Origin of the sequence: Rossellomorea vietnamensis (genome assembly GCF_025398035.1) — a bacterium.
Lineage (GTDB): Bacteria > Bacillota > Bacilli > Bacillales > Bacillaceae_B > Rossellomorea > Rossellomorea vietnamensis_B.
The window spans coordinates 2,982,867-3,008,769 of the sequence record NZ_CP104558.1 but is presented as its reverse complement, the minus strand read 5'-3'; the positions used below and the strand labels follow the sequence as shown (position 1 = coordinate 3,008,769).

At 47.3% G+C, this 25,903-nt stretch carries 21 protein-coding genes and 1 riboswitch; of the genes, 3 read left to right on the top strand and 18 right to left on the bottom strand.

Annotated elements, in window-relative coordinates; all coding sequences use genetic code 11:
• Window positions 1-98 precede the first annotated feature (98 nt).
• From fsa to N5C46_RS15555, 3 genes are all read right to left on the bottom strand, one after another.
• Window positions 99-740 carry a fructose-6-phosphate aldolase gene (fsa, locus tag N5C46_RS15565; RefSeq protein ID WP_261749285.1) on the bottom strand — a complete coding sequence of 214 codons (642 nt, stop codon included), beginning with the start codon at window positions 738-740 and terminating at the stop codon, window positions 99-101.
• Window positions 741-920: 180 nt separating this feature from the next.
• On the bottom strand, window positions 921-1,778 hold the full coding sequence (gene fdaB / locus N5C46_RS15560) for a class IIb fructose-bisphosphate aldolase FdaB (protein ID WP_034765113.1): 858 nt from the start codon (window positions 1,776-1,778) through the stop codon (window positions 921-923).
• Window positions 1,779-1,958: 180 nt separating this feature from the next.
• Entirely contained in the window at window positions 1,959-2,321 is a 363-nt protein-coding gene (locus N5C46_RS15555; protein WP_034765110.1) for a response regulator, read from the bottom strand.
• Between the two features lie 193 nt (window positions 2,322-2,514).
• Between N5C46_RS15555 and N5C46_RS15550 the strand changes: the two genes are divergently transcribed.
• Window positions 2,515-3,039 (top strand): DUF2529 domain-containing protein, encoded by a 525-nt coding sequence (locus N5C46_RS15550; protein WP_261749284.1) that lies wholly within the window; start codon window positions 2,515-2,517, stop codon window positions 3,037-3,039.
• 47 nt (window positions 3,040-3,086) lie between these two features.
• On the opposite strand, the gene N5C46_RS15545 is transcribed toward N5C46_RS15550, so the two are convergent.
• The 13 genes from N5C46_RS15545 to N5C46_RS15485 all read right to left on the bottom strand — a co-directional run bounded on the left by N5C46_RS15545 (window position 3,087) and on the right by N5C46_RS15485 (window position 21,428).
• Window positions 3,087-4,073: an ABC transporter permease gene (locus N5C46_RS15545; RefSeq protein WP_261749283.1), complete on the bottom strand. Its 987-nt coding sequence runs from the start codon at window positions 4,071-4,073 to the stop codon at window positions 3,087-3,089.
• Window positions 4,042-5,577 carry a sugar ABC transporter ATP-binding protein gene (locus N5C46_RS15540; protein WP_261749282.1) on the bottom strand — a complete coding sequence of 512 codons (1,536 nt, stop codon included), beginning with the start codon at window positions 5,575-5,577 and terminating at the stop codon, window positions 4,042-4,044. The genes N5C46_RS15545 and N5C46_RS15540 overlap by 32 nt, the downstream gene beginning before the upstream one ends.
• Before the next feature lie 16 nt (window positions 5,578-5,593).
• On the bottom strand, window positions 5,594-6,670 hold the full coding sequence (locus N5C46_RS15535) for a sugar ABC transporter substrate-binding protein (RefSeq protein ID WP_261749281.1): 1,077 nt from the start codon (window positions 6,668-6,670) through the stop codon (window positions 5,594-5,596).
• A 96-nt stretch (window positions 6,671-6,766) separates the two neighbouring features.
• Window positions 6,767-6,875: riboswitch (SAM riboswitch) on the bottom strand.
• Between the two features lie 167 nt (window positions 6,876-7,042).
• A complete protein-coding gene (locus N5C46_RS15530) occupies window positions 7,043-8,647 on the bottom strand; it encodes a CTP synthase (protein WP_224522532.1) in 1,605 nt (534 codons plus the stop codon).
• Between the two features lie 461 nt (window positions 8,648-9,108).
• Complete coding sequence (gene rpoE, locus N5C46_RS15525) at window positions 9,109-9,672, bottom strand: DNA-directed RNA polymerase subunit delta (RefSeq protein ID WP_261749280.1); 564 nt, start codon at window positions 9,670-9,672, stop codon at window positions 9,109-9,111.
• 160 nt (window positions 9,673-9,832) lie between these two features.
• Entirely contained in the window at window positions 9,833-10,015 is a 183-nt protein-coding gene (locus tag N5C46_RS15520) for a hypothetical protein (RefSeq protein WP_061810870.1), read from the bottom strand.
• A gap of 308 nt (window positions 10,016-10,323) precedes the next feature.
• Entirely contained in the window at window positions 10,324-13,590 is a 3,267-nt protein-coding gene (gene icmF, locus N5C46_RS15515; protein WP_261749279.1) for a fused isobutyryl-CoA mutase/GTPase IcmF, read from the bottom strand.
• The gene (locus N5C46_RS15510) at window positions 13,587-14,171 is read right to left on the bottom strand and encodes a TetR/AcrR family transcriptional regulator (protein WP_420720463.1); all 585 of its coding nucleotides are present in this window, start codon (window positions 14,169-14,171) and stop codon (window positions 13,587-13,589) included. The genes icmF and N5C46_RS15510 overlap by 4 nt, the downstream gene beginning before the upstream one ends.
• A 180-nt stretch (window positions 14,172-14,351) precedes the next feature.
• Window positions 14,352-15,491 carry an acyl-CoA dehydrogenase gene (locus N5C46_RS15505; RefSeq protein ID WP_034765086.1) on the bottom strand — a complete coding sequence of 380 codons (1,140 nt, stop codon included), beginning with the start codon at window positions 15,489-15,491 and terminating at the stop codon, window positions 14,352-14,354.
• 168 nt (window positions 15,492-15,659) lie between these two features.
• Window positions 15,660-16,796 carry an acyl-CoA dehydrogenase gene (locus tag N5C46_RS15500; RefSeq protein ID WP_261749277.1) on the bottom strand — a complete coding sequence of 379 codons (1,137 nt, stop codon included), beginning with the start codon at window positions 16,794-16,796 and terminating at the stop codon, window positions 15,660-15,662.
• Window positions 16,797-16,825: 29 nt separating this feature from the next.
• The gene (locus N5C46_RS15495; RefSeq protein WP_261749276.1) at window positions 16,826-17,677 is read right to left on the bottom strand and encodes a 3-hydroxybutyryl-CoA dehydrogenase; all 852 of its coding nucleotides are present in this window, start codon (window positions 17,675-17,677) and stop codon (window positions 16,826-16,828) included.
• Between the two features lie 121 nt (window positions 17,678-17,798).
• Window positions 17,799-18,986, bottom strand: a complete 1,188-nt coding sequence (locus N5C46_RS15490) for an acetyl-CoA C-acetyltransferase (protein WP_261749275.1) — start codon at window positions 18,984-18,986, stop codon at window positions 17,799-17,801.
• Window positions 18,987-19,310: 324 nt separating this feature from the next.
• Window positions 19,311-21,428: a 4Fe-4S dicluster domain-containing protein gene (locus N5C46_RS15485; RefSeq protein ID WP_261749274.1), complete on the bottom strand. Its 2,118-nt coding sequence runs from the start codon at window positions 21,426-21,428 to the stop codon at window positions 19,311-19,313.
• A gap of 300 nt (window positions 21,429-21,728) precedes the next feature.
• Here N5C46_RS15485 and cls point away from each other — a divergent pair, with 300 nt between their 5' ends.
• The gene (gene cls / locus N5C46_RS15480) at window positions 21,729-22,934 is read left to right on the top strand and encodes a cardiolipin synthase (RefSeq protein WP_261749273.1); all 1,206 of its coding nucleotides are present in this window, start codon (window positions 21,729-21,731) and stop codon (window positions 22,932-22,934) included.
• Between the two features lie 11 nt (window positions 22,935-22,945).
• Window positions 22,946-23,899, top strand: coding sequence for a UV DNA damage repair endonuclease UvsE (uvsE, locus tag N5C46_RS15475; protein WP_261749272.1), 954 nt, complete (start codon window positions 22,946-22,948; stop codon window positions 23,897-23,899).
• 46 nt (window positions 23,900-23,945) lie between these two features.
• Here uvsE and N5C46_RS15470 read toward each other — a convergent pair whose 3' ends face one another.
• Window positions 23,946-24,125 carry a XapX domain-containing protein gene (locus N5C46_RS15470; RefSeq protein WP_032086963.1) on the bottom strand — a complete coding sequence of 60 codons (180 nt, stop codon included), beginning with the start codon at window positions 24,123-24,125 and terminating at the stop codon, window positions 23,946-23,948.
• Window positions 24,126-24,230: 105 nt separating this feature from the next.
• Window positions 24,231-25,901, bottom strand: a complete 1,671-nt coding sequence (gene argS / locus N5C46_RS15465; protein ID WP_261749271.1) for an arginine--tRNA ligase — start codon at window positions 25,899-25,901, stop codon at window positions 24,231-24,233.
• Window positions 25,902-25,903: the final 2 nt, after the last annotated feature.

Below are 25,903 nucleotides of genomic sequence, written 5' to 3'. Positions count from 1 at the left end.
AGACGTTCTAAGAAGTATTGTCTACTAGTGTATACATAATTCGTCAAAACATGTATAGGATAATCGGATTTTTTTCCTTTGGACCGATTGACCTAAAATCAGCGATTGTTCCAGTCTTTCAAGAAGGCATCGATTCCTTTATCCGTCAGGGGATGCTGGAATAGTTGCTTCAACACTTTAAGAGGAACGGTTGCGATATGTGCCCCTCGGAGCGCCGCTTCCGTAATATGCTGCGGATGACGGGTGGAAGCCGCGATGATTTCCGTTTCCAGGCCGTGAATCGCAAAGATCTCGGCAATCTGGGAAACCAGTTCCAGGCCGTCATGACCGATATCATCCAATCTTCCTAAAAAAGGCGAAACATACGTCGCTCCAGCACGAGCCGCTAAAAGCGCCTGATTCGCACTGAAAATCAGCGTGACATTTGTCTTGATCCCTTCTTTAGCAAAAGTGGATGCAGCCGTCAGACCGTCCGGCGTCATTGGAAGCTTCACCGTAATATTCGGAGCGATCTTCGCAAGCTCCCGGCCCTCTTTGATCATGCCTTCAGCATCCAACGCGATGACTTCAGCGCTTACAGAACCAGGGACAAGATCCGTGATTTCTTTTAATCGGTCCTCGAATGTTACGCCCTTTTCTTTTGCTACAAGGGACGGATTCGTCGTCACTCCTGAAATGATACCCCAGTTAAATGCTTCCTTGATTTCACTCATGTTTGCTGTGTCTATGAAAAATTTCATTTCCTCTACCCCATTTTCGACAAAATTTTCAATCATCTTTTAATGAACGGAAGGGACTGACCCAAAAGGTATAAACCTCTCCCGGTGCCAGTCCCATCCTACAGCTTCATTCTTTTTCTACCACATAAGGAAAGCCCCTAACCTACACGCAAGGACTTTCCAAACATTACCTGTCTACTATTACGCCTGGTTAGAAGAACCGAATTCGCGCATTTTGCCAGCGACTGTTGCTTTGATCGCTTCGCGTGCAGGTCCCATGTATTTACGTGGATCATATACTTCTGTATCTGCTGCAAGTACTTCACGTACCGCTTTGGCAGAAGCAATTTGGTTTTCAGTGTTTACGTTGATTTTAGCTGTTCCGAAAGAAATCGCTTTTTGGATATCTTTTGTAGGGATTCCAGTACCACCGTGAAGGACTAGAGGTACTCCAGTCGCTGCACCGATTTCTTCCATTTCTTTGAATCCTAGGTTTGGTTCACCTTTGTAAGGACCGTGAACAGAACCAAGAGCAGGTGCAAGAGTATCGATACCCGTACGTTCAACCATCTCTTGGCACTCTTTAGGATCTGCATAAATAACGCCGTCTGCTACTACGTCATCTTCCTGTCCACCGACAGTTCCAAGCTCGGCTTCAACAGAAACACCTTTAGAGTGAGCATATTCAACCACTTTAGAAGTCGTTTCAATGTTCTCCTCGAAAGGACCGTGAGAAGCATCGATCATAACAGAAGTGAATCCTGCATCGATCGCTTCTTTACATTTTTCAAAGCTTGAACCGTGATCTAAGTGAATCGCAACAGGAACGGTGATGTTCAGGTCTTCCATAAGACCTTCAACCATTTTCACAACTGTTTTGAAGCCGCTCATGTAACGGGCAGCACCTTCAGATACACCAAGGATGACAGGTGATTTTTCTTCTTCAGCCGCTTGCAGGATCGCTTGAGTGAACTCAAGGTTATTCAGGTTGAATTGACCTACTGCGTAGCTTTTTTCTTTTGCTTGGATAAGCATGTCTTTCATTGAAACTAAAGGCATAGTTATTTCCTCCTTGTATTCAGTCAGTCGACCATTTTGGTATAAATGGCGGTGTTATGTATAACACCTTGTGACATAGTTAACAAATTCACTTGTATCATACCAAAACAGAATTAATTTTACCAACTGCAGAGGCGAAATGTTAAAAATACTACTATTTTCACTATTCAAATAACTTCCTTATACTGGAATATACTGTCTGACGGCCTGTCTGATATCATCAATATCAAACGGCTTCGCAAAATGGGTAAGCGCTCCCAAGTCCTTTGCCTCCTGAATCATGTCGAGTTCTCCGTATGCAGTCATGATAATGACGCGGATATCCGCATCTTTCTGCTTCATCCGCTTCAGGATTTCAATTCCATCCATTCCAGGAATTTTCATATCGAGCAAAACCAGATCAGGGGAATGCTTATCTACTATTTCAAGAGCCTGGATGCCGTTCGCAGCTTGAAATGTTTGGTAGCCTTCCTTTTGCAACACTTCATTTAATAGAATCCTAATACCAAATTGATCGTCCACAATCAGAATCTTCTCATTCATATACCCCAATCCCCTTTACATTTTAGTGAATTATGTATTCCGACGGTAAATAATTGTATATTTATTACTTATTCTCTTTTTCTGTAAAAAAATCCTGCTTGTTCTCAAGATTTTGCTAGAGACCTTTTTCCCCTTTATAATAAGGGTTATGATGAAAAATGTCGAAGATGAATATGGAAGGAGATTGAATTTAATGATCAAAATGTTCACCACACAGTTAACGGGACTGTTCAAACGGATTTATGATAAACAAGAATTCGAAATCGAGGACGGCGCACGCCTCCTTGCCCAGGCCGCCATCGGACAAGGAAGCATCTACATAAAGGCATACCGTGAAATGGAAGCCGTCACAGCAGAAGCTCTGTTCGGTGCCGAGCCGCTTCCTTCTGCCAAACGATATGATTCTTCCATTGAACTGACGGAAGCGGATCGTGTGCTGATCGTCACCCGCTATTCGACTGATGAAGAGGCCGTTGCCTTCGCAAAGAAACTTTCTGCTGACGGTGTGCCATTTGTAGCGGTGTCCGGCATGGTGGAAGGGGAAGAAAGTCTTATGGACCTTGCCGACATTCACCTGGATACAAAAGTGATCAAAGGGATGCTCCCCGGCGATGAAATCGGTGAGCGCGTGAGCTTCCCGTCAAGCATGGCTGCCCTTTATCTCTATTTCGCATTGGGGTTTGTGATCCGTGAGATGTTGGAGGAGTATGAGGACTAATTCCTGAAAGTAATCGAGAGGCATCCGACCGGGATGCCTCTCTTTTTTCAAGCCTTGCGCTTCTTCGCATGAATATACGTCACGGCCAACGCTAATACCAGTACACTCCCTTTGATGATTTCAAATGCATAGTATGGAAGGTTCATCATGGTCAATCCATTCAGCAGGACCCCGATCAGGGCTGCCCCGAAGAAGGTTCCGAGTATGTTGGGCTTTCCGGCACCGAGGACGGAAAAGCCGACAAATACGGCTGCGACGGCTTCCATCAGCAGCGGGGCACCGGCGTCCATCTGGCCGGATCCGACCCGGGCCGTGAACAGGATTCCGCCGATCGATGCGAATATGCCTGACAAAACATAGGCAATCAGCTTCACCCGCTTCACGCGGACCCCGGATAAGCGTGAGGCTTCTTCATTTCCTCCCGTCATATACAGGATGCGGCCCCACGTGGTGAAGTGCATGATCACATACACAATCGCGACCAGTACGAGCATGATCCATACCGGTACCGGCAGGCCAAGCCATTTTCCCTGACCGATCCACAGGAACGTGTCGGAGAATTCCCCTGGCGCCGTGCCTCCTGTGGTCATGGGCATGTGATTGTAAATCGAATAACCTTCTGTATATGTACGGTGAACACCTGAAATGATGTACATGGCCCCCAATGTTGCGAGGAGGTCGGGAATACCGAATTTCACGATCAGTAAGGAGTTGAACAACCCCACCCCGGCCCCTACCAGTAATGGAGCGAGAAGGACGATCCACAGCGGGGCTTCATACCAGACCATCAACGATGCCGTCACGACCGTGGATAAGGAAACCGTCGATCCGACAGACAAATCGAAGCCGTCGACAATGAGGGTGAATGTCACCCCGACGGCTACCAGCGTGACGATGGAAATCGACCGCAGGATATCTGACAGATTTCCATATGTACAGAAGAAGGGATTGTAGAAACTGAAAAAGAGAAGGATCACCGCCATCAGCACGATGGCACCGTATTTAAATAGTAAGTCGAGTATCTTGCCTTTCATGCACATCCGTCCCTCCTGAAGCATAAAACAATATGGTTTCCTGCGTCGCTTCTTCTTTTGTTAGTTCTTTGACGATCCGGCCATCATACATGACGAGAATCCGGTCCGAGATCGTCAGGATTTCTTGTAACTCACAGGAAAAGTAGAGAATCCCCCTCCTTTTTTCTGCGAGGGATTGAATGAGGGAGAAGATTTCCTTTTTCGTTCCCACATCCACCCCTTTGGTCGGTTCATCAAATAAGAAGACCGAAGCCTCATCCGTCAGCCACTTCCCGATGGACACCTTCTGCTGATTCCCCCCACTTAAAAAGTTCGCCTGAACGTCCTCGTGGGCAGTCTTGATTCCAAGGGAGCGGATTTTTTCCTGAGCAAGCTTTCGTTCCTTCTTCTTATTGATCCATAACCCGTTGGATACTTTCTTCAAGGAAGGAAAGCTGAGATTGTGCTGAACCGATTCATGAATGAACAGCCCCTCTTTCCGCCTCTCTTCGGGAACGAGTGCCAATCCATTTTGAACCGCTTCCTTGGGAGAGTGAATCTTGAGCTTTCTCCCTTTGAGGAAGAACTCTCCTCCTTCAAGGTGTGAGGTTCCGAATAAAGCTTTGGCTAGCTCCGTTTTTCCAGCGCCGACAAGACCCACTACCCCGACTATTTCTCCTTCCTTGACCGATAAGTGAATATCTTTCACTTTTCTACCGTCGTCCAGCCCCTTTACCTCATACAGTGTTTCACCTGCCACAAGGGAGCCCTTCTGGAAATCTGTCTGGAATGCCCCACCCAGCATGGCCTCTATGATTTCATGTGAGCTCGTTTGATGTGTTTCATACGTTCCGACTGTCTCACCGTCTCTCATCACTGTGATGCGGTCGGAAATCTGAAACACTTCAGGCAGCCGGTGGGAGATGAAGATGATCCCCACTCCCTCTTCTTTTAAATCGTCTATCACCTGGAATAACCTTTCTGTTTCTGAAGAACTAAGTGGTGCCGTCGGTTCATCCAGGATCAGGACTTTTGCTTTGTGGAGAAGGCTACGGGCAATGAGGACCAACTGCTTTTCAGCCAGACTTAACGAAGCGGCGGGCTGATGCAGGGGGATCGATTCAGCCCCGATTTTACTCATTGCCGCCTCTGCTTCTTTTTTCAGCTTTTTTTGAGTGATGAAGAGGGAACCTTTTTGAGAGAATTGATCCAGGCAAATATTTTCCGCCACCGAGAGTTCGGGAACGATGGCGGTATCCACTTCCTGGTAGACACAGTGAATACCGTGTTCCTTGGCTTCCTTCGGAGATTCATAGACTCTTTTTTCAGAGAGAAGAATGATGTCTCCGCTGTCCCCGACATAGGCTCCTGATAAAATTTTCATCAGGGTGCTTTTCCCTGCCCCGTTCGCTCCCAGCAGGGCATGAACTTCTCCCTCCCGCACATCGAATCTAGCATTTTTCAAGGCTTTCACTCCCGAAAAGCTCTTGTTGATACCCGACATAGTCAATAGTGGAGACGCCATCGCTCCCAACTCCTTTCTAGTTTGTGAACGAAGATTCGAGCTCTTTCAGCTCATCTGTATACCCCTGCTCACTCGCTCCCCATCCTTCAATATGCTCGTTCAATTGATCCGTTGTAATCGATTCTTTCGGTAAAGCAGTTTTTTCAATGAACACGGGATCCAATTTCACCTTTTCAGGCGTTTTTTTTCCGTTCAGCTTTTGATAAAGGAAGCGGACCTGGACCCTGCCGATATCTTTCGGATCTACAGCTGCCGATGCCACCCATGGGCTGCCGTCTTTTTGAATGATCTGAAGATCCTCGTCACTCATGTCGATTCCGTATACTTTGATTTCATCTCTCCCCGCCGCTTCGATTGCCCGGACGGCACCTTTCGCAAATTCATCCCACGCTGCCCAGACAGCATCGATGTCCCCTTTGTTTGGATATTGTTTCAAGATGGCCTCCATCTGAGCCTGTGTATCCAGCGCTGTATTCTGACTCGCCGCTCCAAATGCCGCGACCTCTTTGATATCTGGATTTTCCTTTAAAAATTCTTCGTATGCCGCCTGACGTCTTTCCATGGGCGCAAAGCCTGCGACCCAAATCTTTACGATTTCACCCTTGCCGCCAAGCTCAGCTGAAAGCTTCGTCAAGGTTTGTTCAGCCATTTGTTTGTCCCCCTGCTCGAGGACCGTCACTCCTTTTGATGCCACATCCGCATCGAATACAACAACCGGAATATTTTGTTCTTTCGCCTTTTCCACCCCTGATTGCAGTGCTTCTTTCGTTCCATGGTCGATCAGAATGCCATCAAATTTCTGGTTGATCGCCGCGTCCAGGTTAGAGGACATTTTGGCCAGGTCCCCTTCCGAAGTGAACACTTGAACCTTCCCCCCGAACTTTTCCACCTGTTCCTTGACCCCTTCTATGTATTGAGCGGAAAATGTCCCGAGATTGATTTGCATAATAAGGGCGATTTTTTTATTGGCTAACGGATGATCGGAAGTCGCTTCCCCACCGTCTGCTTCCGCCTCCTGTGATACCTTTGGCTGACAAGCCGCCAAACTGAAAAGTAGTGCGATTAATACGAGTAATGATGCCGTTTTTTTCATCTTTCTTTTCTCCTCCCGAGGGTGTTCCCCTCTATTTTTTTCAATAAAAAAACCTCTTTTCCCAAGAGAAAAGAGGTTTATGTATAAATAAACGTGCTCTTATCACTCAGGAAATGCTTCCTGCAGGTCTTAGCACCTTTCCGTCGTAAAACGGTAGGTTGCCGGGCGTCATCGGGCCAGTCCCTCTGCCAACTCTTTATAAGAGAATATGAAATTGGTTGTGTTCGCTTTTGCTATAATCGCTATATTAACGATATGTGGAAATATTGTCAATATTCTTTTTTAAAAAAATTCTGTGGCGGGTCTCCGGAAATGATCACCCAACAATATAAAAAAGCCCTCCCAAACCGGGAGGGCTCTATCATTCAAATCTTATTTCTCACCATACGCAAGGGACGCTTCCACAAAGTCTCTGAATAGAGGCTGCGGGCGTGTCGGGCGTGATGTGAATTCCGGGTGGAATTGAGATGCGACGAACCATGGGTGGTCGCTCAGCTCGATGATTTCCACAAGACGGCCATCCGGGCTTGTGCCTGAGAAGATGAAGCCGGCTTTTTCCATTTGCTCTCGGTAGTGATTGTTGAATTCGAAACGGTGACGGTGACGTTCGTATACGACTTCCCCGTCGTAGGCTGCATAGGCTTTTGAACCTTTTGTCAGCTTACATGGGTATAGTCCGAGACGAAGGGTCCCGCCAAGGTCTTCGATATCCTTTTGTTCCGGTAAAAGGTCGATGACCGGATATGGCGTTTCAGGATTCAGCTCAGCCGAGTGTGCTCCTTCAAGTCCAAGGACATTACGCGCATATTCAACAGATGCCAGCTGCATACCAAGGCAGATTCCAAGGAAAGGAATCTTGTTTTCACGGGCATATTGCGTCGCAGCGATCTTTCCTTCGACACCGCGGTCACCGAAGCCGCCTGGTACAAGGATTCCATCCACGTCAGCAAGCTTCTCTGCCACATTTTCGTTGTCGACAAGCTCAGAGTTCAACCATCTCACTTCAATGTCGCTGTCGAAATGATATCCTGCATGACGAAGGGCTTCGACTACAGAAATATAAGCATCCTGTAATTCAACATACTTCCCGACAAGGGCGATCCTTGTTTTGCGGGAAAGGTTTTTCACCCGGTCAACCAGCTCATTCCACTCGGTCATGTCTGCTTCATGGCAGTTCAACTTCAAGTGCTGACACGTGATTTCATCGAGCTTCTGATCCTGAAGGGCAAGTGGTACTGAGTAAAGCGTATCTGCATCCATCGCTTCGATTACGGCATGTTTATCGATATCACAGAATAACGCGATCTTGTCTTTCATATCCTGGGTCATCGGCATTTCGGTACGTACGACGATGACATTTGGCTGGATCCCGAGACTGCGAAGCTCTTTTACACTGTGCTGGGTCGGTTTCGTCTTCATTTCGCCCGCCGCTTTGATATAAGGAATCAGCGTACAGTGAATGTACATCACGTTGTCACGGCCGACATCACTCTTGATCTGGCGGATCGCTTCAAGGAATGGAAGGGATTCGATATCCCCGACCGTTCCACCGATTTCCGTGATCACGACATCGGAATTCGTTTCGCGGCCGGCACGGTACACGCGCTCTTTGATTTCATTTGTGATATGCGGGATGACTTGCACAGTCCCGCCAAGATAATCCCCGCGGCGCTCTTTTTTCAGAACAGTAGAATAGATTTTACCCGTTGTCACAGAGCTGTATTTCGTCAGGTTGATGTCAACGAAACGCTCGTAGTGGCCAAGGTCCAGATCCGTCTCAGCACCATCATCGGTTACGAATACTTCACCGTGCTGATAAGGACTCATCGTTCCCGGATCCACGTTGATGTATGGATCGAACTTCTGGATCGTGACGCTCACTCCACGGTTTTTCAATAGTCTTCCAAGGGACGCTGCTGTGATCCCTTTCCCTAGTGACGACACTACGCCGCCTGTTACAAAAATATACTTAGTCATGTATATGTCCCCCTTCAAAGTAAGTTTGGTTCAAAAAAAGTAGAGGGTGTCTATTGTAGGTATGTCATGAATTTATCTTGTTCAAAGAAGGACAAGTCCATTCTCTTAAAATAAATTCACCTGCATACTCAAGCTTTAAGACAGCCTCTTATGATCAAGATACATAAAAATGGAAGGGGTCTTGAAAGAATCGATCCTCCACTTATGAAAGGTTGGCAACAACCCGTTCATGTCAATGCATTCTTCTTATAAAAACAAAAAACGCCCCGCTTACAATCTTGTAAGGGGAGCGTGATATACGTGATCTGTCCCTTTTTAGGGAGCCCAAATAAAATACTACCTTCCTAAGAGGTAGAAGTCAAGCATAGAATAAGGGATAGAATTTTCACTCATTTCACGCAAATCAAAAGGCCCCCAAAAGGCCCAAAAGCCTGGCGGGAGCCATACTGATTCGGGAGAGATTATTTCTCTTCCTCTTCTTCCAATTCATCTTCTTCGTCTTCATCTTCATCGTCGACATCGTCGAATTCATCGATCTCGAGCTCTTCCTCGTCGTCATCAAGATCCAGATCCTCGTCTGCATCATCCACATCGACATCGTCGTCGTCATCCGTAAGATCATCATCATCGTCCGCATCATCAAGATCATCATAATCCAGATCTTCATCATCCAGATCATCGAAATCATCCAGATCCAGATCTTCGTCTTTCTTCTTCGCCTTTTTCTTTTTGCTGGATTTCATCGTTGGAACGGTCTCTTCCTCGATTTGATCAACCGGGTACCATTCTCTTAATCCCCAACGGTTATCCCCCATGGCGATGTAACGTCCGTCGATATTCAAGTCCGTGTAGAATTGAAGTAAACGGCTCTTAACCTCTTTATCAGAGATTTCAAGCAAACCTTTGATTTCGCTAACGATCTCTTCAAATGCCATCGCTTGCTTTTTCTCTACTAAAATTTCATGTGCCAATTCAATGAATGATGTTTGACGCAATTCTTCTTTGGATAATTGCTTAAGACTCACTTTACGCACTTCCTTTCTCTATTTCACACTCTACTAAGTAGAGTAAAAAAGGGCAAAAATTCTCCATTATCAATTTTAACCATATTCAACATTATAAACAATATAAATCACTTTATGCCAGACATATCTCGTATTTCCCGCATTTTTTTCGCATTTGATTTCAGGAAGGCCTGCCATTTCCTAACTTCTCTTCTTTCTGACCGTTTTTGATCACCCGGAACGCTTCATAAAATAGATAAAAAGAGAGCAGGAAAAAAGGGATGGCACCGAGTTGAAATTGATATAAAAGGATGGCGGCGTATATGGTGATGATGAATAGTATGCAGCGTAAAATGGTCTTCACAGTCTCACATCCAAACGTATGTATCGTACTTCCCCGTTCACTTGTCTGATAATTCTTATTATATAGGATATCTTACCCTATAAGTATTAAGTTCATGTTAAAAGTTGGTTGATTTCGTATAAAGGATAGACGGTTTGGCGGGTTTTTAAACTTGTTGTGGTTTCTTTTTAATTTTTTATGAGAGAAACGCGACCCAAAAAGCTTAATGCCACCATCATTCATACTATGCATACTGACCATCAAATATAAGCCATTTGTAAAAAAGAGACCACTGCATTTGTACAGTAGTCTCATTTTCCTTTTCGTTGTTACATGTTGCGTCGGTATTGGCCGCCTACTTCGTAGAGGGCGCGTGTGATTTGGCCGAGGCTTGCGACTTTCACGGTTTCCATGAGTTGTTCGAAGATGTTTCCTCCGCCGACCGCTGCCTGTTTCAGGCGGGTGAGGGCTTCTTCGGTTTCGTCTTTGTGTTGTGATTGGAAGTCCCGCAGATTATGGATTTGTGTTTCTTTTTCTTCTTTTGTGGCACGTGCCAGTTCCATGCTGTCCATGTCTTCTTCAGATGGTGGATTCGGATTCAGGTACGTGTTCACTCCCACGATCGGAAGCTCACCTGAATGCTTCTTCATTTCGTAGAACATGGATTCCTCTTGGATCTTGCCGCGTTGATACTGGGTTTCCATCGATCCGAGTACGCCGCCGCGGTCATTTAAGCGGTCGAATTCCGTGAGGACCATTTCTTCCACGAGATCCGTCAGCTCTTCTACGATGAACGATCCTTGAAGCGGATTTTCATTTTTCGATAATCCGTGTTCTTTCGTGATGATCATCTGGATCGCCATGGCACGGCGCACGGATTCCTCCGTCGGTGTCGTGATCGCTTCATCATAAGCGTTCGTATGCAGGGAATTACAGTTGTCCTGCAGAGCCATCAACGCCTGGAGCGTCGTACGGATATCATTGAAGTCGATTTCCTGGGCATGCAGGGAACGACCTGATGTCTGGATGTGATATTTCAGTTTCTGACTGCGTTCATTCGCCCCGTATTTATCCCTCATCACCGTCGACCAGATGCGTCGTGCGACACGTCCGATCACCGTATACTCAGGGTCGAGGCCGTTCGAGAAGAAGAATGATAGGTTTGGCGCAAAGGCATTGATATCCATCCCACGGCTTAAATAGTATTCCACGTACGTGAAACCGTTCGCCAACGTGAAGGCAAGCTGGGAAATCGGATTCGCTCCCGCTTCCGCGATGTGATAGCCGGAAATCGATACAGAGTAATAGTTCCGTACTTTGTGATCGATGAAATACTGCTGGATATCCCCCATCATGCGCAGGGCGAATTCAGTTGAGAAGATACACGTATTCTGACCCTGATCTTCTTTTAAAATATCTGCCTGAACCGTTCCGCGGACGACTTGAAGGGTCTGTTCCTTCACTTCCACATACTCTTCCACCGTCAACACGCGGCCGAGTTCTTCTTCCTTCATGCGGATCTGCTGATCGATCGCCGTGTTCATATACATGGCAAGGATGATCGGTGCAGGACCATTGATCGTCATGGACACGGATGTGGAAGGAGCACACAAGTCAAACCCGGCATACAGCTTCTTCATATCTTCCAGCGTACAGATGCTCACACCGCTCTCCCCGACTTTTCCGTAAATGTCAGGACGGTGATCCGGATCTTCCCCATATAAAGTCACAGAATCAAAAGCCGTACTCAGGCGTTTCGCATCATCATCTTTCGACAGGTAGTGGAAACGGCGGTTCGTCCGTTCAGGCGTTCCTTCACCGGCGAACTGACGCTTCGGATCTTCCCCTTTTCGTTTGAAAGGGAACACTCCTGCTGTATAAGGGAATGATCCCGGAACATTCTCTTTATAGACCCAATCCAAGATTTGACCGTAGTCTTTGTATTTCGGAAGGGACACCTTCGGGATATCGAGTCCGGATAAGCTCTTTGTCTTTAATTCAGTGACAATCTCATTATCGCGGATCTTTGTGATGAATTGATCCTTGCTGTACGTTTCTTTGAGGTTATCCCATTTTTGTAAAATCTGTTTCGATTCTGATGTCAGTTTGTTTTCGACTTCTTCTTTCAACGTTTGAAGGGACGTTACGACCCCGTCATTCGTTTCTTTTTCATTGACCGCTTCGATTGCCCCTTCAAGCTGGAACAAACGGCGTGCCAGGTTTACCTGCTCTTCTGCTTTTTTATGATAATTGCGGACCGTTTCCGCAATTTCACGGAGATAATAACGGCGATTGTTTGGAATGATGACGTTTTGCTTTTCAACATCGACGTCTTTGGAGAAGCTTGTTTTCCACTCGAGCTCCATCTTCTTGTTCACCGTTTCAATGATGGCTGCAAATAAAGCATTTGTGCCCGGATCATTGAACTGGCTGGCAATCGTACCGTACACAGGCATGTCATCCAGATCTTTATCAAACAGCATATGACTGCGCTGGTACTGCTTCTGTACCTGGCGTCTCGCATCCTCAGAGCCTTTGCGCTCGAACTTATTGATGACGATAAGATCGGCATAGTCGATCATATCGATTTTCTCCAGCTGGGACGGTGCACCGAACTCACTCGTCATGACGTACATAGACATATCACAGATCTCGGCGATTTCCGCATCCCCCTGCCCGATTCCGCTCGTTTCCACGACAATCAGGTCATATCCTGCCGCTTTCACGACATTGATCGCGTCCTTGATGGCCAATGAAAGTTCCGTCTTCGAACCACGTGTGGCAAGGCTTCGCATGTAAACACGCGGATTGAAGATCGCATTCATGCGGATCCGGTCCCCAAGTAGGGCTCCACCCGTTTTTTGTTTCGTTGGATCGATGGATAGAATCGCAATCTTCTTTTCAGGAAGTTCATTGATGAAACGACGGATCAGTTCATCCGTCAAGGAACTCTTCCCCGCTCCACCGGTTCCCGTGATTCCAAGGACAGGCGCTTTTTTCGCCAAACTCTTGATTTCAGAAAAAACGGTCTGGGCTGTCGCTGCCACTTCTTCATTGGCGCCGACTTGATATTCCGCAAGTGAGATCAGCTTCGATACCGTATTCACATCTCCGGTTGAAAGCTTCTCGACTTCCTGATTCACGCTTCCCTTGATGGTAGGAAAATCGCATTCCTCGATCATCTTATTGATCATGCCTTGAAGACCCTGAGTCCGTCCGTCTTCAGGTGAGAAGATGCGGGCGATCCCGTATTCGTGAAGTTCCTTGATTTCACGCGGGATGATCACTCCGCCGCCTCCGCCATAAATGCGGATATGGGAAGCCCCTCTTTCTTTTAAAAGGTCGTACATATATTTAAAGTATTCCACGTGTCCACCCTGATAGGATGAAATCGCAATCCCCTGAACATCTTCCTGAATAGCGGCATTGACGACTTCCTCTACAGAACGGTTATGGCCCAAGTGGATGACTTCTGCCCCACTTGCCTGGATAATCCGACGCATTATGTTGATCGACGCATCATGTCCGTCAAACAGGCTCGATGCCGTGACAAAACGAACATGGTGCTTTGGTTTATAAATCTCAACCGTGCTCATATTACTCCCCCTGTTCTCCCTTGTTTTTCAAATCCTATGATCCCTGCAAAAAGCAATTCGATTTGAAGATCAATGTATTCCTCGAGTGTAAAACGTTTCTGCATGGCCCAGCGACGGAATCCCCACATCTGTCCCTGGACGAATACATTTTGAGCCAGCATATGGCACTGATTTTCATCAAGCCCAAGCTTTCCGCTTTCCACGCAACCTTTGATCAGGTCTTCCACCATCCCGACCATTTCAAGTTCCTTGCGAAGGACATAGGGTAAAGCATCCTTAGACAGGGATTTCGCTTCCTGATACATGACAAGCACTTCATCCTGCATCCGGTCCATCACCTTGAAATAATGGGCGATGCCTAGCCTCAAGCTCTCAATCGTTCCTTTACCGACATCCAGCTCCTCAAGCTCCAATCGAACCTGCTCATAAATACTGTCACACACTAAATACAGGACATCTTCCTTTGTTCGTATATATTCATACAGCGTTCCGATACTGAATCCGGCGGCCTTTGCAATCTCTCTGGTCGTGGTGCGGTGAAACCCCTTTTGTTTAAACAGAGAGACGGCCCCGCGAATCATCTGATCACGCCGTTTTTCCACCAAACGCTCATCCTTAACCGAAGCATGAACTTCCCTCTTCTTATTCAAAACAACCGACCGCCTTTATATTCCGATTCTCCCATTGACCCCTAATTCCACAGCACCTGCTTCATCCCCCAACAAAGCAGATACCCCTCTATCTCTCTTAACCCAGCTATCCTACTTCGTCACCATCCGCGAAATAACCAATCTCTGAATCTCCTGCGTCCCCTCATAAATCTGAGTGATCTTCGCATCACGCATATAGCGCTCAACAGGATAATCCTTCGTATAACCATATCCACCAAAGATCTGAACCGCTTCCGTCGTCACTTTCATCGCTGTATCACCGGCCATCAGCTTCGACATCGCCGATTCTTTTCCGTATGGAAGACCTTCAGACTCAAGCCACGCAGCTTGATAGGTTAATAGACGGGAAGCTTCGATGGATGTTGCCATATCAGCGATCTTGAATGAAATCCCTTGGTTTGCCGCGATCGGTTTACCGAACTGCTCACGTTCTTTTGCATAATCAACGGAGGCATCAAGAGCTCCCTGGGCAATCCCGACTGCTTGAGCGGCAATCCCGTTACGGCCGCCATCAAGGGTCATCATGGCAATCTTGAAGCCATCGCCTTCGTTTCCAAGCATGTTTTCTTTCGGTACCTTACAGTCTTCAAATACAATCTCAGTCGTTGGAGACGAACGGATTCCAAGCTTCTTCTCTTTTTTCCCAACGGAGAATCCTTCGAAGTCTGCTTCTACGATGAAGGCACTCGTTCCACGCTGGCGCTGTGATGGATCCGTCAAGGCAAATACGATATACGTATCCGCGATTCCACCGTTTGTGATGAAAATTTTAGAGCCGTTCAGTACGTAGTGATCTCCTTCTAAGCGGGCCGTCGTCTTCATGCCGCCTGCGTCAGATCCCGAGCCCGGCTCAGTCAAGCCGTAAGCCCCGATCTTTTCACCCTGCGCCATCGGACGAAGGTATTTCTGTTTCTGCTCTTCCGTACCAAATTTATAAACAGGCCAACCCGCTAACGAAGTATGGGCAGACAGGGTAACACCTGTAGACGCACACACTCTTGATAGTTCTTCAACAGCGATACAATACGCCAGATAGTCGCTGCCGATCCCGCCGTACTCTTCCGGCCAAGGAATCCCCGTCAAGCCAAGCTCCGCCATCTTCTTGAATAAATCCATATCAAAACGCTCTTCCTCATCACGCTCAGCAGCAGTAGGAGCCACCTCATTCCGCGCAAAATCACGCACCATCTTACGTATCATTTCATGCTCTTCCGACAATTTAAAATTCATCTCAAACTCCTCCTCATATCTACTACATACCGGGTCTGGCACCCTCAAGAGACAAGCTATGCCACAAACCCCTTTACTCCACGAAACATCAAATTATATATCAGGTGCCTGACACGCTAAGAATATATGCCCGAAACACCCTTCAAACAGCTCTAATTACTCAGCCCACTACACCAACAAATGCTTCCCAATCACCATCCGCTGAATCTCACTAGTACCCTCATAAATTTCCGTCACCTTCGCATCACGGAACAACCTCTCCACCGGATACTCCTTCGTATACCCATATCCGCCATAAACCTGAATCGCTTCCGTCGACACTTCGACGGCTGTTTTCGAAGCAAACAGCTTAGCCATACTCGCTTCTTTCCCACAGGAGATGTTGCTGGAGCGAAGATTAGCCGCCCGGTACACAAGAAGCTTCGAGCCCTCAACCGCCGTCGCCATATCGGCAAGCTTAAAGCCGATTCCCTGCTGGGCGGCGATCGGCTTGCCGAATTGCACCCGTTCTTTTGCATAAGCCGTTGAGTAATCGAAAGCCGCTTCTGCGATTCCCAGCGCCTGCGCGGCAATTCCGATCCGGCCGACGTCCAGGTTCGCCATGGCGATCTTGAAGCCTTCCCCTTCTTCACCGAGAAGGTTTTCAGCAGGGACTTTCATATCTTCAAACGTCAGCTGGACGGTCCGGGAACCGTGCAGCCCCATTTTATGTTCATCTTTCCCGATCACAAGACCAGGTGTATCCTTCTCGACGATGAAGGCCGATACCCCGCGGCTCCCCTTCGTCGAATCCGTCGTCGCAAATACAATATACGTATCGGCTTCCCCACCATTGGTGATGAAGACTTTCGATCCGTTCACCACATAGTGGTCACCACGCTTTTCGGCCCGGGATTTGAGACTCTTCGCATCGGATCCTGCACTCGGCTCCGTCAGGCAGAAGGCACCTAAATACTCACCCGTTGCAAGCTTTGGAAGATATTTTTGTTTTTGTTCTTCGTTTCCAAAGTAAAGGATCGGGTTCGTGCCTACCGACGTATGAACCGACAAAATGACCCCGATGGTGGCGCTTACTTTAGACAGCTCGTGAATCGCAATGATATAAGAAGTGAAATCCATCTCAGATCCGCCGTACTTCTCAGGGATCGTAATCCCCATCAAACCAAGCTCAGCCATCTTTTTTAAAATATCTCTCGGAAACTCTCCCGCTTCCATCTTCTCGATGAACGGCTGGATTTCTGTTTCGGCAAAATCCCGGACCATCTTTCTCATCATCTGCTGCTCTTCCGTGAATCGTAACTCCATGACTGTTTCCTCCCTGATGTTCGTCGTAATCACTCGTACGAATAGAAGCCGCGGCCCGTTTTCTTACCCAGCCAGCCTGCTTTCACATATTTCCTCAATAGAGGACATGGACGGTATTTATCGTCACCGAAGCCTTCGTGCAGGGTTTCCATTATATAGAGGCATGTATCGAGTCCGATGAAGTCAGCCAGGGTCAGAGGTCCCATCGGGTGATTCATCCCGAGCTTCATCACTTCATCGATGGCCTCTTTGCTCGCCACCCCTTCATAAAGGGTGTAGATCGCTTCATTGATCATCGGCATCAGGATGCGGTTTGAAACGAATCCCGGGAAATCCTCTACCTCTACCGGCACTTTGTTAAGTGACTTTGTCATATCTTCAATCACTTGATACACTTCATCTGTTGTCGCAAGCCCACGTATGATCTCAACCAATTTCATCACCGGTACCGGATTCATGAAGTGCATACCGATCACTTGTTTTGGCCGCTTCGTCGCTGCCGCAATTTCCGTGATCGGAAGTGAAGACGTGTTAGAAGCCAGGATGGTATGCTCCGGCGTGATCTCATCCAGCTGAGCAAAAATCTTCGTTTTGATTTCCATATTTTCCACTGCCGCTTCAATGACAAGATCCACCTTCTTGGCGTCCTCGATATCCGTTGAAGCCGTCAAACGATTCACTGTCGCTGTTTTATCTTCTTCAGACATTCTTCCTTTTTCAACGGAACGCGTCAGATTCTTCGCGATGACTCCCATTCCCTTTTGGACAAACTCTTCTTTCAAATCGTTCAGGTATACGTTGAATCCTGCCTGTGCACATACCTGGGCGATCCCCGAGCCCATTTGTCCGGCGCCGATGACCATTACATTTTTGATGTTCATTTTGTTCTCCCCTTTGTTATATGAGACTAGTAATCTAGTTGGTTTTTTTGTGGGTCAGCTGCTGATTTTCTTCGAAAATTCAGCAGCTGAACTCAGGTGTATACTGGTACAACAACTCACCCTACTGCTTCGCCACCTCAATCATGATCGCATCCCCTTGACCGCCTCCACTGCAGATCGAGGCAATCCCGATTCCTCCTCCGCGGCGTTTCAGTTCGTATGCGAGTGTCAGAATGATGCGTGCCCCGCTTGCTCCGATCGGATGACCAAGGGCGACCGCTCCACCGTTCACATTGACTTTTTCAGAATTCAATCCGGCGATTTTTCCGCTTGTCAATGCAACCGCTGCGAACGCTTCATTTATTTCAAAAAGATCGATTTCTTCAAGGGATTTGCCTGTTTTCTTGAGAAGCTCGTTGATCACAAGCCCTGGTGTTTGCGGGAAGTCCTTTGCCTCAACGGCGATGGCCGTATGCCCAAGGATCGTCGCTAATGGTTGCTTCCCTTCTTTCACCGCTCTTTCTTCGCTCATGAGGACCATGGCAGCCGCTCCGTCGTTGACCCCTGGAGCGTTCCCGGCTGTGATCGTTCCTTCTGATCCGAAGACCGGTCCTAATTTAGCCAGTGCTTCGATGGATGTTTCTTTCCTTGGTGCTTCATCTTTAGCGACGACAACCGGATCTCCTTTGCGCTGCGGAACCTCAACGGCGACGATTTCTTCACCGAGTACTCCCTCTTCAGTCGCTTTTACGGCTCTTTGATGGCTTCTGAGTGCCCATTCGTCCTGATCTTCTCTTGATAGTTCAAATTCCTTCGCTGTTTCATTACCGTACGTTCCCATGTGGACGTTGTTGAAGCTGCACGTCAAGCCGTCGTGAACCATCAGGTCTTTTACCTGTGAATCTCCCATCTTGAATCCCCAGCGTGCTTTCGGCAGGATGTAAGGGGCGTTCGACATGGATTCCATTCCACCAGCCACGATCACTTCGCCGTCGCCTGCACGGATGATCTGGTCTCCCAGTGTGACGCTGCGCATTCCGGATGCACAGACTTTATTGATCGTTTCCGTTTTGACATTCCAAGGTAAGCCCGCGTGGCGCGATGCCTGACGGGAAGGGATTTGCCCCTGTCCCCCTTGTAAAACAGATCCGAGGATGACTTCTTCGACTTCTTCCCCGTTTACGCCGGCCCGTTTCAAGGCTTCCTTCACAGCGAAACCGCCAAGCTCTGAAGCTGTAAAACTGCTGAGGCTTCCCCCGAATTTACCAAAAGGCGTTCTTGCTCCGTCTAGAATAACCGTTTTCCCCATCTCCATCGCTCTCCTTTATATGGTTTTATCCGTCAATTTGTATCCGCTTTCAATTTACCTTAAAAAAATTTGATCGACTTTCGACTGAACGCTCGCTCAACTAATCCTCATAAGAGAAGGGACAAATTTTGTCCCCCATATACCTTTATTGTACTTCATTTCGAGTGCGAACGCACCCAATTTTTAGAATGTTTTTATTCTTCCATCAAATTTATTATTGTAGAAAAACAATAGGAGCGAAACGCAATAGAGACTATTTTGTTTCACTCCTGTTTGTTTTCATGAACTGGTGTTCCATTCATTATCTAAAGGATAATATTCTTTTTAAGATGCAGCCGGTTCGTCCTTCAGATCGCCACAAACGGCTTTTTCAAGGATTTCTGCTACGTCGAGAGTAGAAACCGTTTCTTCCACTTCCTTCGCTTTCGTACCATCCGACAGCATCGTCAGGCAGTATGGACAGCCAGAGCTGATGACCGACGGACTGACAGCCAGTGCCTGCTCGGTACGGGAGACGTTGACGCGGTGTCCAGCGTCTTCTTCCATCCACATGAGTCCTCCACCCGCTCCACAGCACATGCCTTTTTCACGGTTACGTTCAATCTCGACCAACTTCACGCCGGAAATGGATTTCAAGATCTCACGCGGTGGATCGTACACTTCGTTGTATCGGCCAAGGTAACAGGAGTCGTGGAAAGTGATCGTTTCGTTCACTTCGTATTGCGGCTTCAAGCGTCCTTCTTGTACGAGCTGATGCAGAAGTTCTGTATGGTGATATACTTCCGCTTCCAGACCGAAGTCCGGATACTCATTTTTAAAAATGTTGTACGCATGCGGATCGATCGTGACAATTTTCTTGATTTCATGCTTTTCGAATTCGGCGATGTTTTGTCCGGCAAGCTCCTGGAATAAGAATTCATTTCCAAGGCGGCGCGGTGTGTCACCGGAGTTCTTTTCTTTATTCCCAAGGATCGCGAACTTCACTCCCGCTTCATTCATCAGCTTGGCGAAGGATAAGGCAATCTTTTGGCTACGGTTATCAAATGAACCCATGGATCCGACCCAGAATAGGAATTCGAAGTCTTCTCCGGCCTTTTTCATTTCTTTTACCGTAGGGATCGTGACGTCTTCTCTTGCTTCACGCCAGTTTTCACGCTCTTTACGGTTCAGACCCCAAGGATTCCCCTGGCGCTCGATGTTTTGCATGGCGCGCTGTGCGTCTGCATCCATCTTCCCTTCCGTCAGAACGAGGTAACGGCGAAGGTCGATGATTTTATCAACGTGTTCGTTCATGACCGGACATTGGTCTTCACAGTTACGGCACGTTGTACATGCCCAGATTTCTTCTTCCGTGATGACGTCCCCGATCAGGCTTGGGCTGTAAGTAGCTCCTGCAGCTGCTTCTTCTGCAGCCTGAGTCGCACTTGCCATTGCTAATTGGTTCCCTTTTGTACCGTTGAATGCGAATGTCGGCACCCAAGGCTTCTTCTGTGTCACGACAGCACCGTGATTTGTCAGGTTATCTCGAAGCTTGACGATGAGATCCATCGGGGAAAGCATTTTCCCTGTCCCGGTTGCCGGACACATATTTGTACAACGACCACATTCTACACATGCGTAGAAATCGATCATTTGGTGCTGGGTGAATTCTTCAATTTTCCCGACCCCGAAGCTTTCAGCTGACTCATCTTCAAAGTCGATGGGCTTAAGTTTCCCAGGGTTGTCTAAACGATTGAAATACACATTGGCAGGTCCTGCGATCAAGTGAGCGTGCTTGGATTGCGGCACATACACAAGGAATGCCAGTAAGAATAGTAAGTGAATCCACCAGGCTACATAGAAAATGGCGATGGAAGCCGTTTCCCCGATAGCTCCAAGGGCTCCTGCGATCAGCGATGCAACAGGCTCCGTCCAGGCAAGGTCTTCCCCATGCCAGATGATGCCCATTCCATTTCCGACAAGGACAGACAGCATTAATCCACCGATGAATAATAAGACCAGCCCAGATTTGAATCCTCTTTTTAAACGGACCAGTTTTTCCACATAGCGGCGATGGAATGCCCACACAACTGCCACAAGGATCATGAGTGTGACGATTTCCTGGAAGAATGTGAATCCAGGATATAATGGTCCAAGTGGTAAGTGACTTCCCGGTGCCAGTCCCTTCCATATGAAATCGATGGCCCCGAACTGGACGAGGATGAATCCGTAGAAGAACATGACGTGGATCGCTCCACTTTTCTTATCCTTCAGGAGCTTCTTCTGTCCGAAGACATTGACCAGGATTTTCTGGAATCGTTCTTTGAATCGTTTGTCGAATTCCACTTTTTTCCCGAGCTTAATATATTCAATTCTCGTCTTTACTACATACACAAACAGACTCAGTGCATAAACGGTCACAAGGATAAATGCGACCCAATTGAGAATGAGTAACCCATTCATAGACAAACACTCCCCCTTCTTTGGTCCGATGAACTTCCCCTTTGTTCAAACTTTTACAAACCAAATTAATATTCTGAATAGTTCATATCTCCATTATATTATGAATGAGCATTCAGTCAATGGTTTTTCCGAATAAAAATGAAAACCTTTTCAAGGAAGATCCTTCCTCTCGTAAAAAAACAGGACTTTCCGTACCCCCACAGGTTTCAAAAGGACTAATGAAAGGGAAAAAGAAGAAAGGATGCAATGTACGAAAGAAAGAGGACATACTAAAGACAATGCAAATGAGAGAGTGATTTTATGTGGTGGTTAATTCTATTGGTGATCCTTGTCGCAATCATCGGATGGCTGATGCTCGATTTCAAATTGGGAAGAAGTCATTTCATCCGGACGCGGACAAGAAGAGATTATGAGACAAGAATGAGTGATATCCAACTGTTTTCAAGGGGACCTGAGCTTTTCGATCAAATGTTTAAAGAGATGAGAGAAGCAAGGGCCTCCATTCATGTATTATTTTATATCGTCCAGGATGACCATTTTGCACTGAGGTTCCTGGAATTACTGAAAGGAAAGGCACAGGAAGGGATTGAAGTCCGTCTTCTGATGGATCAGCTAGGCAGTCATAACGTCCCGAAGTCGAAGGTGAAGGAGCTTCGGGACGCGGGTGTGGAAGTCGATTTCTGCCGGAGGGTCAAGCTTCCCTACCTGTTTTTCTCTTCCCAGCAGCGTAATCACCGAAAGATTACCGTCATTGATGGTACGATCGGTTATTTAGGTGGCTACAATATCGGGAAGGAATATATCGATGAAAATGATAAGCCTGAGCTTTCTCCCTGGAGGGATTATCATCTCCGGTTGGAAGGGGAAGGCGTACACGATCTTCAGACTGAATTCTGCATTGACTGGTTCCGTGCCACACAGAAGGATTTGAAGAACGAAGCAAAGTACTTCCCTCCCGCTGAAAAAGGAAGCATCCAGCATCAAATTTTCCCGACCGAGGGGGTTAATATCGAGGACTTCTTTGGGAAATTCATCGATGAAGCACAAAGCGAAATCATTATCGGGACACCCTACTTCATTGCAACTCCCATCTTGATGGACGCGCTTTTGGGTGCTCTGGACAGAGGGGTTACCGTCAAGATCATCATCCCGAATAATGCCGATCATATGCTGGTGAAGGAAGCGGCCTTCCCTTATTTCAGGCCTCTGCTTGCCAGGGGTGCGAAAGTGTATCAATTCATGGACGGCTTTTATCATGCAAAGGTGATGGTCGTGGATGACCATTTCTGTGATATCGGCACGGCCAATTTTGATAAGCGGAGCTTCTTTATCAATTTTGAAATCAATAATCTGATCTACGATAAAGGATTTATCCAGACGTTGAAAAAGGAAATGGAAAAAGACATGTCGGCATCCGACATGTTAAGCGAAAGCGACCTCTCTTCGGTTTCCATGCTCACCCGGTTAAAGGAACGCGTCGCTTCAGCCATTTCAATCTTACTTTAGGGGGATGACACATGAAAGTCCGACTTGGATTCGTGGCGAACTCCCTCTCTTTATGGGATGCAAGCCCGGCCAAAACCATGACATACAAGCGATACACAGAGTTACCTAAAGCCGAGCGGATGGACCGCCTGAAGGAAGTGACGAGATTAAACCTGGAGCATACGAAACGCATCCTGTATCTATGTGCGGCTCACGAAATCAAGGTGTACCGATTATCCAGCTCCCTCGTTCCCCTTGCCACCCATCCTGAGGTGGAATGGGATTTCCATTCCCCTTTTCTGCACGAATGGAAAGAACTTGGCGATCTGATCAAAAAGTTCGGGATCAGGGCGAGCTTTCACCCGAACCAGTTCACCTTATTCACGAGTCCCAAGCAGCATGTGACGGACAATGCCGTGAAGGATATGGTGTATCACTACCGGATGCTTGAATATATGGGGATCGAGAAGGATTCCGTCATCAATATCCATATCGGCGGGAGCTACGGGGATAAGGAAGAAACCCTGGTCCGTTTTCATGAAAACCTGAAGGACCTCCCTCCGGATGTAAAAGACATCATGACCCTTGAGAATGACGACAAGACCTATACCGTCGAGGAAACGCTCACCGCTTGTCGAAAAGAGAATATCCCCATGGTCCTGGACATTCATCACCATGAGGCAAATCCGGGTGAGAAACCTCTAGAGGGGTACCTTGAGGATATTTTCTCCACTTGGGACAGGAGAGATTTAGTGCCGAAAATACATATTTCCTCCCCTAAATCCGCTAGTGCCTTCCGCTCCCATGCCGACCTGGTCGATCCGGGATTTGTGGAAGGTTTCTTCAAAACCCTGAAAACGTTGGATCAGGATGTGGATTTTATGATCGAAGCCAAACATAAAGATCTTGCCATGCTGAAGCTGATTGAGGATCTGTCCTCTATTCGCGGAGTGAAAAGGATCGATGGCGGGACCCTTGAGTGGTAAAGAAGAAAAGATGGACACTTGGGTGTTCATCTTTTTTATGTACATATTATTTAAATACAGACTCAATCCAGGGCTGGATCGCCATGAAGGCTTTGAACCCAAGATAAATACCCACGATTCCTGCAATGCCTGCCAGTGCTGGCGGGGCAGGTATCGGTAACTTAAATAAAGCAAAGATAAACCCGACTAAAAACCCGGTTACGATAGCCAATACGACCGTTTTCATACCATTCTCCTCCTTCATCCATCTTCCATTATTATACGTTAAAGCAGCCGAAATATAAGAAAAAGGTCCATCCTGATGAGGGACGGACCTTTGGTATGCGCCTATTTACATTTTTTCCGGAGCTGCTACACCGATCAAGGCAAGAGCGTTTTGTAACGTGACACGTACGACTTTCACTAAAGCAAGACGTGCTGTCGTCAGTTCACGGTTTTCTTCATCAAGTACCTTGTTGGCGTTGTAGAAGCTGTGGAAAGCAGATGCCAGGTCGTTGATGTAGTTTGCCACACGGTGAGGCGTGCGTTTCTCCGCAGCGTCGGCGATCATTTGCGGGAATTCACCCAGCTTTTTCAGTAGGTCGACTTCTTTTTCCGTACCGATCAGCTTTAGGTCGATCTTGTCTTCTGAAGCAAGTCCCTGTTCTTCTGCCTGGCGAAGGATGCTGCAAATACGCGCGTGGGCATATTGAGCATAGTACACAGGGTTTTCGTTGGACTGGGAAACCGCTAAGTCCAGGTCAAAGTCCATATGCGTGTCGGCACTTCTCATGGCGAAGAAATAGCGGACAGCGTCGAGGCCCACCTCTTCCACAAGCTCACGTAACGTAACCGCTTTTCCTGTACGCTTACTCATCTTCATCTTTTCACCATTTTTATAAAGGTGAACGAGTTGGATGACTTCCACTTCAAGTTTGTCCCGGTCAAAACCAAGTGCTTCGATGGCCGCTTTCATACGCGGGATGTATCCGTGATGGTCGGCTCCCCAGATGTTGATGAGTACATCATGCCCGCGCTCGAATTTATCCTGGTGATACGAAATATCCGGAGTCAGGTATGTGTACGTACCGTCGTTCTTGATCAGGACACGGTTCTTGTCATCGCCAAGTTCAGTAGAACGGAACCAGGTCGCGCCGTCCTCTTCGTATACGTGACCGTTATCTCTCAGCGTCTTCAATGCCGCATCGATTTTCCCATTTTCATAAAGGGATGTTTCAGAGTACCACACGTTGAACGGAACGCGGAACATTTCGAGATCCTTTTGAAGCTTGGCCATTTCGATCTTCAGGCCATATTCACGGAAAAACTTGTAGCGTTCTTCATCGCTTACTTCTGCGTATTTCGAACCGAATTCTTCAGCCAGTTTCTTTCCGATTCCGATGATGTCCTGGCCGTGATACCCGTCTTCAGGCATCGCCTTATCTTGTCCAAGGGCCTGGAAGTAACGTGCTTCAACGGAGACCGCCAGGTTGTGGATCTGGTTCCCGGCGTCATTGATGTAGTACTCACGGGTTACGTTATAGCCCGCTTTTTCAAGGACGTTACATAAGGAATCACCGACGGCCGCTCCACGTGCATGACCAAGATGAAGGTCGCCTGTAGGGTTGGCGGATACGAACTCGACGTTCACTCTCTCGCCATTTCCGGCGTCTGATTGACCATATTCCTGATCTTGATCAAGAATCAACGGGATCAAATCTGTTAAGTATTCGTTGTTCATGTAGAAATTGATGAATCCTGGTCCAGCAATCTCCATTTTTTCAATGGACGCTTTGGACTGGTCGAAGTTAGCGACGATGTCGTCAGCGATCATGCGCGGCGCTTTTTTGGCGACTCTTGCAAGCTGCATCGCCATATTCGTTGAATAATCCCCGTGGGACTTTTCTTTCGGGATCTCAAGGATGACATCCGGGATCTGATCCTCAGTTGCAAGTCCCGCTTTCAGGACCGCTGCTTTAATTTCGGCTTTCAGGTTTTCTTGTACTTTTTCGACGATATTCATAT